The sequence below is a fragment of the Heyndrickxia shackletonii genome, from assembly GCF_001420715.1.
Taxonomy (GTDB): domain Bacteria; phylum Bacillota; class Bacilli; order Bacillales; family Bacillaceae_C; genus Margalitia; species Margalitia shackletonii.
Window position 1 is genome coordinate 57,252 of record NZ_LJJC01000004.1, and the last position, 13,937, is coordinate 71,188.

Sequence of the window (13,937 nt, forward strand, 5' to 3'; positions counted from 1 at the left end):
CGAGGTTCGCTATGTCACGTTATAAATGTATTATTTCTTATGATGGATCTGGCTTTTGCGGTTATCAAATCCAACCAAAGGATCGCACGGTTCAAGGGGAGCTAGAAAAGGCTCTCCGCCGGATTCATAAGCAGCAGCATATTTTGGTGGAAGGTTCAGGAAGGACAGATGCAGGTGTTCATGCATATGGCCAAGTGATCCATTTTGATTCACCGCTAGATGTTCCGGTTGATAAGTGGCCAACTGTTCTAAATACGACATTACCGGATGATATTTTGGTAAAAAGCGCAGAGCTGGTGGAGGATGATTTCCATGCCAGACATAAGGCCGTTGGGAAGGAATATCGCTATAGAGTATATACTAGTCCGGAAAGGGATCCGTTCAAACGCTTTTACTCGCATCATTATCCATATAAATTGGATCTACAAGCTATCGAAAAGGCGCTAGGTTACTTCCTAGGAACCCATGACTTTACGAGCTTTTGTTCTGCCAAAACAACTGTTACAAGTAAGATAAGGACTTTACATGAAATTAGTTTTACCCAAGAAAAAGATGAACTTGTTTTTAAATTCGTCGGAAATGGCTTTTTATATAATATGGTGCGAATTATGATGGGCACGATCTTGGAAGTAGGCAGAGGCAGAAAAAAGCCGGAACAGATTCCTATAATAATAGAAGAGAAAAACAGAAAATTAGCTGGCAAAACAGCAGGTCCAGAAGGATTATATTTATGGAAAGTGTTTTATGAATGATGGATATTCGCTTTTAGAGAAGTCTAGCTATAGCGCCTATCGGCAAGCAGATGAGCATGGCGTTCCGCTTTTTTCACAAAACAACTAATCCAGGTGTAACATTTTCTTGACATTGTTGTCAGAAAAAGATATTATAACCTATGGTATTGTTTTTAACCCCACGATAAGCCCCGGAAACTTATTGTGATGAAATAAATACAAGAGAATGGACATTTTTTATTTTTAGGAGGGTAACGAATGCGTACTACGTATATGGCTAATGCAAATACAGTTGAACGTAAATGGTATGTTGTAGACGCTGCTGGCAAGACTTTAGGTCGCCTAGCTAGTGAAGTAGCATCTATTTTACGCGGTAAACATAAACCAACTTTCACACCACATGTTGACACTGGTGACCATGTGATTATCATCAATGCATCTCAAATCGAATTAACTGGTAAAAAACTTTCTGACAAAATTTACTACCGTCATACTCAATTCGCAGGCGGTTTAAAAACTCGTACAGCAAACGAAATGCGTACAAACTATCCTGAGAAAATGCTTGAACTTGCTATTAAAGGCATGCTTCCAAAAGGTTCTCTAGGACGTCAAATGATCAAAAAATTACATGTTTATGCAGGTGCAGAACATCAACATCAAGCTCAAAAACCAGAAGTGTACGAACTTCGCGGATAATAAATAAGGGAGGGTATTATTTTGGCACAAGTTCAATATATCGGAACAGGACGTCGTAAAAGCTCTGTTGCTCGTGTACGCCTAGTTCCAGGTAACGGCAGCATTGTTATTAACGGTCGTGATGTAGAAAGCTACATCCCATTTGCAGCTCTAATCGAAGTAATTAAACAACCACTAGTTGCTACTGAAACACTTGGCAGCTATGATGTATTAGTAAATGTAAACGGCGGTGGATTCACTGGTCAAGCTGGTGCGATCCGTCATGGTATCGCTCGTGCGTTACTACAAGCAGATCCTGGTTACCGTGCAACATTAAAACCAGCAGGTCTATTAACTCGTGACCCACGTATGAAAGAACGTAAAAAATACGGTCTTAAAGGTGCACGTCGCGCGCCACAATTCTCAAAACGTTAATTTTGGACGTTTGCAAGACTCTCAGCTATTTTGGCTGGGGGTTTTTTTTATGCTTAAAAATGCTTTTGTCCACGCATCTCAGTCAATAAAACTTTTGATATTAGAATGGTATGTAGTAGCTCAGAGGTATTAGTCATCGTCTGTGCGGAAAATTATGTAAAAAGCGTCTAGCTCAAATTTCAAACAAAAAGTATGGGGAGGTTGTTCTCAATTTGTATAATTTAAGAAGTTTTAGGTCAATATACCATTGTCTTATTAAAATAAGATTGTTTTAAGGAGGAATAAAGCACAAGGTGAGGCATTCCATCATCAGAATTCAAAAGTATGAAAATTTCACAGTGTAAGGAGGGTATTTTCGTGAGGCGTTTTTTAAAGGCAACAGGTTTAGTTTTGCTGGCCAGTACAGTGATTGTTGGCTGTCAAACGAAAAACAACCAGAACAATGCAAATAACCAGGGGCAAACCACGAAATCCAACCAGGCAAATCAAGTAAAAGAGACAGGATTTCCAAATTGGGGTTATGACCTTCAACATACCCGACATGTGCCCTACAAGGAGATTACAAAAGATAATGTGAATAAAATGGGGATTGTATGGCAGCAAGATATCTTGGATTGGAATAAGGATGTTCCTAATTTACAAGAGGATTTCCCTGTCGTGCATGACGGGGTCATGTATGTGACTAGTGCCAAGAATCATGTGTTTGCAATTGATGCCGCAAGCGGAAAGAAACTTTGGGCATGGACACCTCCTAAGAATGTACTTGACCATCTAAATAGTTTGCCATGGCAATCTAATGTGGCAAGTAGAGGTGTCGCTGTAGCTAATGGAAATGTTTATGTTTTGATGATAGACAATCGTCTTGCTAAACTTGATGCGAAAACCGGAAAACTGATAAAAATGGTTAACTTTTGGGATCATGAACCTACTATCAAGTTAGAAAACAGATATTATGAATCTTCGGCACCAATGTATTATGATGGCAACATTTACGTTGGAAGCAGCGGTGGCGATAATGGTACACGAGGTTTTGTTTGGGCATTTAAAGCTGATACCCTCGAACCGTTATGGAAAGAGCCGTTTTGGACCGTTCCTAAAAGAGGAACGAGCTGGGCGAAAGGTAAATATACGGGCGGAGGCTCCGTATGGACGCCAATGTCGTTCGATCCAGATACAGATATGATGTATTTTGCAGTAGGGAACCCGGCTCCTGACTTTTACGATGCAGATAGAAAAGGAAAAAATCCTTACACCGATTCTATCGTTGCTTTGGATAGTAAAACAGGGAAATTTAAGTGGGCATCCTCCCAAGTAGATCACGATGTATGGGATTATGACGCTGCTGCGACACCTATGATTCTCAATACAAAGGTTGGCGGAAAAAAACAAAAGGTTGTGGTTGAAGGCGGTAAGAATGGAAAGTGGTATGCATGGGACGCAAAAACGGGAAAAACCATTTATGATGGCGTACCATTTGTGAAAATTCAACATTCGAGCGTACCAAGCGATGAGGGTAAAGTTAAACTACAATGGCCTGGTACACCAGGTGGAGAAAGCTATGCTCCACAGACTTATGATCCTGACACCAACTATGTGCTTATTCCGGGTATTAATAGCCCGAATTTAATGGTAGCAGCTAAAGATGCCAAAGAGATAGCGAAAGATAATAATACATTCCCTGGTACAAAGATACTTCCTTTACCAAAGAATGTTAAGCCTTCTGGTACCATTACAGCAATTGACATGAATACGGGGAAAAAGGTATATCAAAGGAAAACGGACGATCCTATGTATGGAGGATTCACAAGTACAGCCACTGGTCTTGCCTTTTACGGGGAATTGAGCGGAAAAGTGAATGCTCTTGATATTAAAAACAATAAAGTGTTATGGAGCATGGACAGTGGAGGAAAACAAATCAAAATGGCACCTACCATTTATACCGTTGACGGCAAAGAATATGTAGCGTTAATCACTGGCGGTACGAAGGTTGTCGTTTATGGACTTGGTGGTAAGTTAAAACCTGGAGCTATTAATAAAAATGCAAAATTACAAGGGCAAGCAGATGTTGTTAAAGTTGACCCGATGGCCGTTTACAAAAGAAGCTGCGTTTCTTGTCATGGGGATAATCTTCAGGGTGCAACAGCTCCAAATCTTCAACACATAGGTAAAACAATGTCCAAACAAGATATATTGAATCAAATCTTAAACGGTGGCGACCGCATGCCTGCAGGCTTGGCTAAAGGTAAAGAGGCAGAAGCATTAGCAGATTGGCTATCCAAAAAGAAATGATGTTTTTCTCGAAGCAATCCGAGTCCGATCTTTTTATTCGGACTCAGGTTGTTTCATTTAAAGACTTTTTAAAGTGTCGAAAAATATAAACGAAATAAGGATGGTGGAAAAATGAGGAATCTACCGAAATATACCGTGCGATTCTTTAGTGTCCCCTTATTGATTTGCTTGCTCTTTGGCTTTGCTTCTCCTAGTGCAGAAGCCCAATCAAGTCAGGGATTAGGTTCATCCGAGGATAAAGGAATCAGGCTAACAATCAATAGCTATTCCATAGTAAACCACGGTCAAAACATCCAGTTGCATTATACGATACAATCAAATTCGAATATACAAGTTAATCCGGATACTACTAGCTTGGTCGAAAATCCGCATATTTGGATTGGACATACGTTAGTTCGGGAGCAATCCGAATCATTTAAAAAGGTAAGTAATAACGTGTATAAAGGAACAATAACAGCACAACTGCAGCATTACAGACCCGATAATTCTGAAATGTCCATTCATACACATGGGTTATTGCATCAAAAGGGTCAATGGACGGTTAAATTTCTCCTTAGGACCGATAAATACTAAGATAAGTGTTAAATACCTATAAGCATCCCGTATCAAATTTTAAAATGGTACGGGATTAATAAATGGAACAGATTGTTAACTTTAACTGTTTGTGATGGAAAGTTTATAGAATCTTAAAAAGAAAGCCCTAGACTAAGTCTAAGGCTTTTATCATTTGAAATAATCTTTATTTTTGTATTTGGAAGTTAATAGTCCACTTTCCCTTTTGGTTAGAAATAGAGTCAGTATTGAATATTACATTAGAGGTAGCGGGTCTGTATTGTGGCAGGTCAACCTTCATGACGCCTTGGTATTTTTGATTGCCAATTTTTTTATGCCAAGCATCTTTTCCTTTTACTACTCTGCTTCCAATCGAAAAGTCCAGGTCTTTTATAAGTGCCATCCCATCCTCATTCGTAAGTGAACCTGTTGACGCTTGAATAGTGTAATTTACTATCATTTCTTGGCCATAGTTTTGAATTTCATAGCTATGAAGTGTAAGCTTAATACCATTATCTTCTGTCGATCCAAGAATCGATTCCGCCTTCGAATTTTGGGAAGAGGCGATTGTCGACCCAACAAGTAAGCAAATGGTTAAAACAAACACTCCAAAACAATTCGTTATCTTTGTGAAAGTCTTCAATTGAAACCACCATCCTATTATTGTTTATGTATGTGTACATAAAACCTGACAAGAAAGTCTTTGCATTTGTAAAAAAATTAGAATGTCTACGCTTTATGTCACCTTCGATTTTAGATTGTCTCCACTTTTAGGAAATATTCCTCTCTATCACTCTGAACATGATTTTTCTGCAAAAAGGACAGTCTTCCATATCCTTTTTCTCTATTTACTTTTTCTTTTGCATAATTAAGGTCTGTTTTACTCAATCTAGAAAAAGAGGTAGGTCTCACAACATAGGAGTCTTTCTGTAACAGGGAAAAATTTAAAGCATTTGACCACTCTAGATTCTGCAGAATAGGAGGACTTTTCTTGAAGCGCTATTTAAAAGCGGTAAGTATTGCTTTGCTCGCGGTATTCGTGATTGCTGGCTGTGCAACGAATCAAGGAAATAAGCAGAAAAATAATGCTAATAATGCGAATCAACCAGCCAAAGCAACGAAGGAAACGGGATTTCCCAACTGGGGTTATGATCTTCAACAAACTAGACATGTTCCTTATGACAAAATTACAAAAGACAATGTGAATAAGTTAGGCGTTGTTTGGCAGTCAGATTTGGCAGGTTGGGATAAAAAAGCACCCAATGCCTCGGAGGACTACCCAGTTGTTAAAGATGGTGTCATGTATGTAACGACATCATTAAACAAAGTATTTGCAATGGATGCTTCAAATGGGAAAAAAATATGGGAATGGACGCCGCCAAAAGAGGTACAAAACCATCTGGACCATGCAGATTTAAGTCTTTTAGAAATTGTTGCCAGCCGCGGTGTAGCTGTTGCGGAGGGCAAAGTATTTGTACTTATGGCAGATAATCGTTTAATTAAGCTTGATGCGAAAACTGGTAAAATGGAAAAAATGGTTAACTTTTGGGATGTTAAGGATATGAAGGGAGTCACTCTTGAAAATAGGTATTATGAAACCTCAGCTCCTATGTACTACAAAGGAAATATTTATGTAGGAAGCAGCGGTGGTGATAACGGAATTCGAGGCTTTGTTATGGCTTTTAAAGCAAGCGATTTATCACCTGCTTGGGACGCGCCATTTTGGACGATCCCTGAAAAAGGGAAAGATTGGGTGAAGGGTAAATATACAGGCGGTGGAGCCGTATGGAACCCAATGGCTTTTGATCCGGATACGGATATGATGTATTTCGGTGTAGGAAATCCAGCTCCTGACTATTTTGGAGACATTCGCCCTGGCAACAATCCACACACTGACTCGGTTGTTGCTCTTGATAGTAAAACAGGAAAATTGGTTTGGGCAAAATCAGAAGTCGGCCATGATGTTTGGGATTATGATGCAGCTTCCACTCCAATGGTTCTCAATGCCACAGTGGGAGGCAAAAAGAAAAAAGTCGTTGTTCATGGGGGAAAAAACGGAAAATGGTTTGCTTGGGATGCTAAATCAGGAAATACCATTTACGACGGAGTTCCATTTGTTAAAATCAAGCATACGCCGGCACCAACGGATAAAAGCAAAGCTGTACTCCAATGGCCAGGGGTGGAAGGTGGACAAAATTATGGTACAGAAACGTATGATCCTGGAACTAATTATGTTTTAATTCCTGGAATTAATATGCCATCTTTAGCTGTTGCCGCTAAAGATGAAAAAGAAGTGGAGCAAAAAAATGGTTTATTCCCAGGGACAGAAGTTCTTCCCAGCCCTAAAGGTACGGAGTCATCCGGTACCATTACCGCAATCGATTTGAATACCGGTAAAAAAGTTTATCAGAATAAAACAAAACAACCAATGCGTGGAGGTTTTACGAGTACGACTACCGGACTTGCTTTTTACGGAGAGTTGGATGGAACCGTTAGTGCTATGGATATCAAAACTGGAAAGAAATTATGGAACGCAAAAACCGGTGGACAACAGGTTATGATGGCACCAGCGATCTATATGGATAACGGTAAACAATTCGTTACCTTTGTTACGGGCACCAAGGTTGTTACCTACGGACTCGGCGGCAAGAAGTCACTTATTCCTGAACAAGGAAAAGAAGAATCGGGTAAAAATGATAATGCCAATGATGGAAGTAGCGGTAATAAAGAAAAAGGCAAGAAGCAGCCTGGTAATACTGCGGCACCAGCAATTTACAAAAAGAGCTGTGCTTCCTGTCATGGACAAAATCTTGGTGGAGGCGTCGGTCCTGACCTAACGCATATCGGAAGTAAAATGTCTGAACAAGATATATTAAATCAGATAATAAACGGAGGCGGCCGCATGCCTGCAGGTATGGCAACAGGAGACGATGCGAAAACGTTGGCAAGATGGTTGTCTCAAAAGAAATAACCGTTCTGAGTTAATGATGTTTTAAAGGGATACTGTAATGTAAACAACCTGAGTCTCAATAAGACTCAGGTTATTTTATTGTGCGCCCGGCATGGGTGTAGTCTCTAGGGTGAAAGTCCCGAACTGTGAAGGCAGAAGTAGCAGTTAGCTTAACGCAAGGGTGTCCGTGGTGACGCGGAATCTGAAGGAAGCGAGCGGCAAACTTCCGGTCTGAGGAACACGAACTTCATACAAGGCTAGGTATCATTGGATGAGTTTGCAATACAAAACAAAGTCCTTTCTGCCGAAGGTGATACAAAGTAAATGAAGCAGATAGATGGAAGGAAAGATTGCACTCTTACCCGGGGAGGTCTGGTTGATACGCCAAGTACACTTGGTAACCTATCTAGTAATGGATAGCTGAACAATCAGAAGTCAGCCGAAGTCGTAGTACTTGGTTTGCTCGAGAGAATCAAGGAAGGACTGAACCATTTTAGGAGAACAAACACTCGGCAAACGGTTCTTTATGTATGAAAGCAGAAAATTCTTACGGAACCTACCTGAAAGGAAGAAATGGTGAATTCCATGGGGGACTTCGGGAGGGCTTAGTAAAGAACCCACTTAATGAGAATGTATTGTTCACGTAGAAAGGATAAATCTCAATGTTAATGGAACGAATGCTGTCACGGGAAAATCTTTTACTGGCATTAAAGCGAGTAGAAAAGAACAAAGGAAGTCATGGAGTAGACAATATGTCCGTAAAAGACCTACGAAGACATATTCTCGAAACGTGGGATACACTTAAAACATCCTTAATGGAGGGTACTTATCAACCTTCTCCTGTCCGTCGGGTTGAAATCCCAAAACCGAACGGTGGAGTAAGGTTATTAGGTATCCCAACCGTGACAGACCGTTTCATCCAACAGGCGATTACTCAGATTTTAACCCCTATCTTCGACCCGACTTTTTCAACACAGAGCTATGGTTTTCGACCAAACAAACGAGGTCATGACGGTGTTAGACAAGCGAAGAAATATATCGAAGAGGGATACCGATGGGTAGTCGACATGGACTTGGAGAAATTCTTTGATAAAGTCAATCATGATAGATTAATGCGGACTCTATCCAAAAGGATTCAAGACAGAACGCTCCTATCACTAATTCGGAAGTATCTACAGTCTGGCATTATGATTAATGGAGTCATAACGAAATCCGAGGAGGGTACGCCCCAAGGTGGACCATTAAGTCCTTTACTCTCCAATATCGTTCTAGATGAACTAGACAAAGAGTTAGAAAAGAGAGGGCACAAGTTTGTCCGATACGCAGATGATTGTAATATCTACGTAAAATCGAGAAGAGCCGGAGAGCGAGTAATGGACTCGATTACTACTTTCATTGAATTTACTCTAAAACTAAAGGTGAATCGAGAAAAGTCAGCTGTAGACAGACCTTGGAAAAGAAAGTTTTTAGGTTTTAGCTTCACATTTCATAAGAAACCGAAGGTGCGGATGTCAAACCAAAGTATTCAACGTGTCAAGAAACGGATACGAGAATTAACTTCAAGGTCAAAACCAATTCCAATGGATTATAGAATAGAGAAGCTGAATCAATATTTGATTGGCTGGTGCGGATATTATGCATTAGCAGATACACCCACTATTTTCAAAGAATTAGACGAATGGATTAGAAGGCGTCTCAGAATGTGCCAATGGAAAGAATGGAAGAAACCAAAAACCAAAGTAAGAAAACTCATTGGATTAGGGATTCCAAAAGAGAAGGCATACGAATGGGGAAACTCTAGAAAGAAATATTGGAGAATAGCCAGAAGCCCAATCCTACAGAAAACCCTCACAAACTCCTATTGGGAGATGCGAGGGCTGAAGAGTCTTTATGTGAGATATTCTCAACTACGTCAGACATAAATGGAACCGCCGTATACGGAACCGTACGTACGGTGGTGTGAGAGGTCGGGGGTTAGTCACCTCCTCCTACTCGATTTTACGTTATTTTCAGTGACAAGTGTCCCATCTCTTCTTGTCCCTTTTTGTAATAAATTGCAAATAGCCGTACACTTTTGGACAACTTCCAGTCAAAATTCTGGTTATTTCGGGGAATCGAACGACATAAGATTAATTTGAAAGAGAAAATCAGACACACTTTAAGACCATTTTCACAAATGTTGGTGTCATGAAAGGTGGTGACTAACATGTGGAAGAAGCCTGAATACAAAGTGATAAATACGTCTTCTGAGGTGACGATGTATGCATATGTTGGTAAATAGTATGGACTTTCGCGACTTCTAATGGGGTTCAATAAATACAAGAGGTGGTGCAAATAGAATGAATCGTTACTTAAAGTCATTGTTAGGCGCGATTATTGGAGCTGCCACAACAGGAGTGTGGTTAGGTGTTGATCTTCTGACGCCTGAGCCAATTGGCGACTATCTATTATTTTCCCTCATGGCTTTGTCCAATATAGTGATTGGATGGCAGGTTGGAAGATTAGTGGGAAAATCGCGGGATGTTAGTAAAAATGAAGTTCTTGACTCGCCGGAGAAAGGACTGAAGCCAAATTCGAATTAGAGTTTTAGGTTCAGCAGCAGGTGGAGGATTTCCACAGTGGAACTGTGCTTGTGAAAACTGTCGCGAGGTTCGGAAAGAAAACGATGCATTTCACCCGTTATTACAATCTTCACTTGCAGTGAGTGCGAATGAAAAGGATTGGTACCTAATAAATGCCGGGCCAGACGTTCATCAACAAATCGAGTCATTCCCTGCGCTGCATGCAGGACCTGGAATAAGAGAAACTCCTTTAGCCGGTGTTATTTTAACGGATGCCGAGCTTGATCATACAATCGGATTATTGTCCCTGCGGGAAGGCTCTTGCTTGAGCATTTATGGAACGGAAATGGTACGAAAGACTTTACATTCCACCTTTCCAGTGTTTCCGATGCTGGAAAACTATTGCTCATGGGAGTGGGAATCTCTTTCCCCTGAATTTCCACATAGGATAGGGACAGCAGAAGAAACAATGATCGTCGAGACAGTTCCTGTTTCCAGAAAGCCACCGCTTTATACGAAGTCAAATAAGGATGATATTTGGGAGGTCGGGTTAATTCTTCATAATGAAAAATCCGGCAAATGCCTTGCGTATTTTCCTACGTTGGAAGAGATTACGCCTGTTATAGAAGCAAGCTTAAAGAAAGCGGATATTTTAATGGTTGATGGTACGTTTTGGTCAGAGGATGAATTGGTAGAGATGGGTGCAACGATGCGTGATGCAAGAAATATGGGACACTTGCCAATTAGCGGAGGAGGGGGAACAGCGGAAAAGTTAGCGACATTTCCGGCAGAGCGAAAAATTCTAATACACATTAACAATAGCAACCCAATATTAAAAATGGGCTCCAGGGAAAGGATTACTTTAGAAAGACTTGGATTTGAGGTTGCCTTTGATGGAATGGAAGTGGAGGTGTAATCATGCTTGAAAAAGGAGGTTTCGTCAATCACGAAAAGAAACCAGAACAAGAAAGAAAAGTGTTATGGACCGCAGATGAATTTACAGAACGTTTAAAGAATGTGGGGCGTTCTTATTATCATGATAAACACCCTTTTCATGTGAAAATGCACCAAGGTGAATTAAATCGTGAACAGATTCGTGGCTGGGTAGCTAACCGGTATTACTATCAGAAATCTGTTCCGATTAAAGATGCCGCCATCCTGTCGAATTTGCCGTCATTGGAGCTGAGACGTGACTGGATTGGCCGAATTATCGACCATGACGGAACGCATGGAGAAGATGGCGGTATTGAGGCATGGCTTAGGCTAGGAGAAGCTGTGGGGTTATCCCGTGAAGACGTATTGAACGAGAAGCATGTTGTTCCGGGCGTTCGCTTTGCCGTTGACGCTTATGTAAACTTTGCACGGACAAAACCATGGATTGAAGCGGTTGCCTCCTCATTAACAGAATTATTTTCACCGGATTTAATCTCAAAGCGAATTAAAGTACTGGAACAGCAATATCCGTGGATTGATAGCAGCGGACTAGAGTATTTTCAAAATCGTTTAACCCAAGCGCCACGTGACTCAGACACTGCGCTTAGGCTTGTTTTAACGTATTGCCAAACACCGGAAGCTCAACAACGGGCAGTTGCCGCTTTACGTTTTAAGTGTGATGTACTATGGGTACAGCTTGATGCCATCGAAAAAGCTTTTTCCTCTAATGCTTGATCGAAAGGCTCATAATGGGCCCAAAAGAATATAGGATTGGTGGTGGAGCATATTTTAGCAAATTGCTATCCAAAACTCGCAGCAAAAGCACGCCTAAAATTTGATAAGGTGAGAGAGAAGCATCTCCTTTTGTTACCGGAAAAAGTTGTCGTCTTGAACGAAACTGCCGCATCTATCCTTATTCTATGTGACGGAAGTCAAACGGTGACTGGACTCGTAGAAAGGATGAGAAATTCGCTTAAGGAAAGCACGGAAGATGAAGCAGATGCCTTGCCGGATTTAAAAACGATGGAGGAGGATATTTCTGACTTTCTTCAGGAAATGGTGGATTTAGGATGGGTGGTGGTTGATTATCATGATAAAAAGAAGTAATACAATTGAGCCGCCTTATTCGCTGCTTGCGGAGTTGACTCACCGTTGTCCTTTACATTGTCCCTATTGTTCAAACCCATTGGAAATGGCATTACAGGAATCAGAGCTTTCTACGGAGGAGTGGCACCGTGTTTTGTCGGAGGCCGCAGATTTAGGAGTAGTAGAAGTTCACTTTTCAGGTGGTGAACCGCTCTTACGGGATGACCTAGAGAACTTAATCCGCCATGCGGATTCATTAGAGATGTACACCAATCTCATTACAAGCGGTATTGGGTTAACGACTGAAAAGGCTATTCGTCTAAGAAAAGCAGGTTTGGCAAATGTTCAAATAAGTTTTCAAGCCGCCGATTCAAAGCTTTCGGATATCATTGGCGGGTATAAGGCCTTTGAAAAGAAGAAAGAAGCAGTAAAATCTGTAAAAATAGCTGAGATGCATTTGTCATTAAATGTTGTGCTGCACCAGATGAATATCGATCATCTGGATGAGATTATTAAGTTAGCGGAGGAAATGGGAGCGGAACGTTTAGAACTAGCAAACACCCAGTATTATAATTGGGCATTACTCAATCGAGAGCGGCTGTTACCGAACAAGGAGCAGATTGAACGAGCAACTGAAATCTATAATGAAGCAAAAGCACGCCTTGAAAAGAAAATGGAAATCATTTGGGTTATCCCTGATTATTATGCTTCGACACCAAAACCCTGTATGGGGGGATGGGGAGCCATTGGCCTTACTGTTGCCCCCGATGGAGTTGCTCTTCCTTGCCCGACTGCTGGTATGATTAAAGCCTTATCCTTTGAAAACATACGTTATTCGTCTTTAAAAAGTATTTGGTACGACTCAGCAGCCTTTAATCGTTTCCGCGGGGATGAATGGATGCCTGAACCTTGCCTTTCATGTGATCTTAGACATGAGGATGGCGGGGGGTGCCGTTGTCAAGCTTATGCTTTAACGGGAGATGCTTATGCAACAGATCCTGCATGCAGGTGGGCACCTAAGCATCACTTGATTGAAGAAGCGATACAGGAAACAAAAAGTAAGTCATTAATACCTATATCATCACAATTGATTTATCGGAAATACCTATCTGACAAACCAAAGGCTTTAAAAAAATAATGGTTTTGGTGCCAAATTAGCTTGGCACCTTTTTTGTTTCAAATAACCACTCAGTTATAAAGGACTACTAGGACTTATTCGTCCAAATTTTACTATAATCCAGCGGGTTTACACTAAAATTCGTCCGATTTTCATAATAATTCAGGAAATGGTTAAATAATCCATTTAAACAGAATGGAGGTAGCAAGACTAATCCAAATAAGAAGAATAACAACGGCCGCAGCCCAATTTTTCCGTAATCTTTTCGGGGCTTTCTCCGCAATTTCCCGACATTCTTGCAGTACATGATTTGGAATCATGGTGAACGCACCTAATATACCCAATGGCAGCAAAATAGCCTCGTCCAAATACCCCAATACCGGGATTACATCTGGAATAAAATCAATTGGACTTAGTGCATAAGCAACAATAAATAGAGAAAATGCTTTTGCATACCATGGTGTATCCTGATGGCGATATGCCAGGTAAAGGATATGAATATTACGTTTTACACTTTGTATGAGTTTCTTCCATTTGTTAAGTTGGTTCTTCATATCGCTTACTTCCCTCTTCTGCTGCTGTATTTCGGACAGTAATTTCCTTCATTT

Annotated in this window: 15 protein-coding genes; 13 read left to right on the top strand and 2 right to left on the bottom strand. The window is 40.8% G+C overall.

Annotated features, from left to right (window positions below; all coding sequences use genetic code 11):
- Positions 1-11 precede the first annotated feature (11 nt).
- From truA to AN964_RS00380, 5 genes are all read left to right on the top strand, one after another.
- On the top strand, positions 12-752 hold the full coding sequence (gene truA, locus AN964_RS00360) for a tRNA pseudouridine(38-40) synthase TruA (protein ID WP_055737828.1): 741 nt from the start codon (positions 12-14) through the stop codon (positions 750-752).
- 237 nt (positions 753-989) lie between these two features.
- Entirely contained in the window at positions 990-1,427 is a 438-nt protein-coding gene (gene rplM, locus AN964_RS00365; protein WP_055737829.1) for a 50S ribosomal protein L13, read from the top strand.
- A gap of 21 nt (positions 1,428-1,448) precedes the next feature.
- Positions 1,449-1,841, top strand: coding sequence for a 30S ribosomal protein S9 (gene rpsI / locus AN964_RS00370; protein WP_055737830.1), 393 nt, complete (start codon positions 1,449-1,451; stop codon positions 1,839-1,841).
- A 357-nt stretch (positions 1,842-2,198) separates the two neighbouring features.
- On the top strand, positions 2,199-4,130 hold the full coding sequence (locus AN964_RS00375) for an outer membrane protein assembly factor BamB family protein (protein ID WP_055737831.1): 1,932 nt from the start codon (positions 2,199-2,201) through the stop codon (positions 4,128-4,130).
- Positions 4,131-4,241: 111 nt separating this feature from the next.
- Positions 4,242-4,703, top strand: a complete 462-nt coding sequence (locus AN964_RS00380; RefSeq protein WP_055737832.1) for a hypothetical protein — start codon at positions 4,242-4,244, stop codon at positions 4,701-4,703.
- Positions 4,704-4,869: 166 nt separating this feature from the next.
- On the opposite strand, the gene AN964_RS00385 is transcribed toward AN964_RS00380, so the two are convergent.
- On the bottom strand, positions 4,870-5,325 hold the full coding sequence (locus AN964_RS00385) for a hypothetical protein (RefSeq protein WP_055737833.1): 456 nt from the start codon (positions 5,323-5,325) through the stop codon (positions 4,870-4,872).
- 348 nt (positions 5,326-5,673) lie between these two features.
- Between AN964_RS00385 and AN964_RS00390 the strand changes: the two genes are divergently transcribed.
- From AN964_RS00390 to pqqE, 8 genes are all read left to right on the top strand, one after another.
- A complete protein-coding gene (locus AN964_RS00390; protein ID WP_055737834.1) occupies positions 5,674-7,653 on the top strand; it encodes an outer membrane protein assembly factor BamB family protein in 1,980 nt (659 codons plus the stop codon).
- 641 nt (positions 7,654-8,294) lie between these two features.
- Positions 8,295-9,554 carry a group II intron reverse transcriptase/maturase gene (gene ltrA, locus AN964_RS00395; protein WP_055737770.1) on the top strand — a complete coding sequence of 420 codons (1,260 nt, stop codon included), beginning with the start codon at positions 8,295-8,297 and terminating at the stop codon, positions 9,552-9,554.
- 284 nt (positions 9,555-9,838) lie between these two features.
- Positions 9,839-9,913: a pyrroloquinoline quinone precursor peptide PqqA gene (pqqA, locus tag AN964_RS27425; protein ID WP_152982403.1), complete on the top strand. Its 75-nt coding sequence runs from the start codon at positions 9,839-9,841 to the stop codon at positions 9,911-9,913.
- 58 nt (positions 9,914-9,971) lie between these two features.
- Positions 9,972-10,214 (top strand): hypothetical protein, encoded by a 243-nt coding sequence (locus AN964_RS00400; protein WP_055737835.1) that lies wholly within the window; start codon positions 9,972-9,974, stop codon positions 10,212-10,214.
- Positions 10,210-11,109: a pyrroloquinoline quinone biosynthesis protein PqqB gene (gene pqqB, locus AN964_RS00405; RefSeq protein WP_244885878.1), complete on the top strand. Its 900-nt coding sequence runs from the start codon at positions 10,210-10,212 to the stop codon at positions 11,107-11,109. Before AN964_RS00400 ends, pqqB begins: the two co-directional genes overlap by 5 nt.
- A gap of 2 nt (positions 11,110-11,111) precedes the next feature.
- Entirely contained in the window at positions 11,112-11,861 is a 750-nt protein-coding gene (pqqC, locus tag AN964_RS00410) for a pyrroloquinoline-quinone synthase PqqC (RefSeq protein WP_083489165.1), read from the top strand.
- A 42-nt stretch (positions 11,862-11,903) separates the two neighbouring features.
- Positions 11,904-12,233 (top strand): pyrroloquinoline quinone biosynthesis peptide chaperone PqqD, encoded by a 330-nt coding sequence (gene pqqD, locus AN964_RS00415; RefSeq protein WP_055737837.1) that lies wholly within the window; start codon positions 11,904-11,906, stop codon positions 12,231-12,233.
- On the top strand, positions 12,217-13,350 hold the full coding sequence (gene pqqE, locus AN964_RS00420) for a pyrroloquinoline quinone biosynthesis protein PqqE (RefSeq protein ID WP_055737838.1): 1,134 nt from the start codon (positions 12,217-12,219) through the stop codon (positions 13,348-13,350). Before pqqD ends, pqqE begins: the two co-directional genes overlap by 17 nt.
- Before the next feature lie 152 nt (positions 13,351-13,502).
- On the opposite strand, the gene AN964_RS00425 is transcribed toward pqqE, so the two are convergent.
- Positions 13,503-13,883: a YkvA family protein gene (locus AN964_RS00425; protein ID WP_055737839.1), complete on the bottom strand. Its 381-nt coding sequence runs from the start codon at positions 13,881-13,883 to the stop codon at positions 13,503-13,505.
- Positions 13,884-13,937 lie beyond the last annotated feature (54 nt).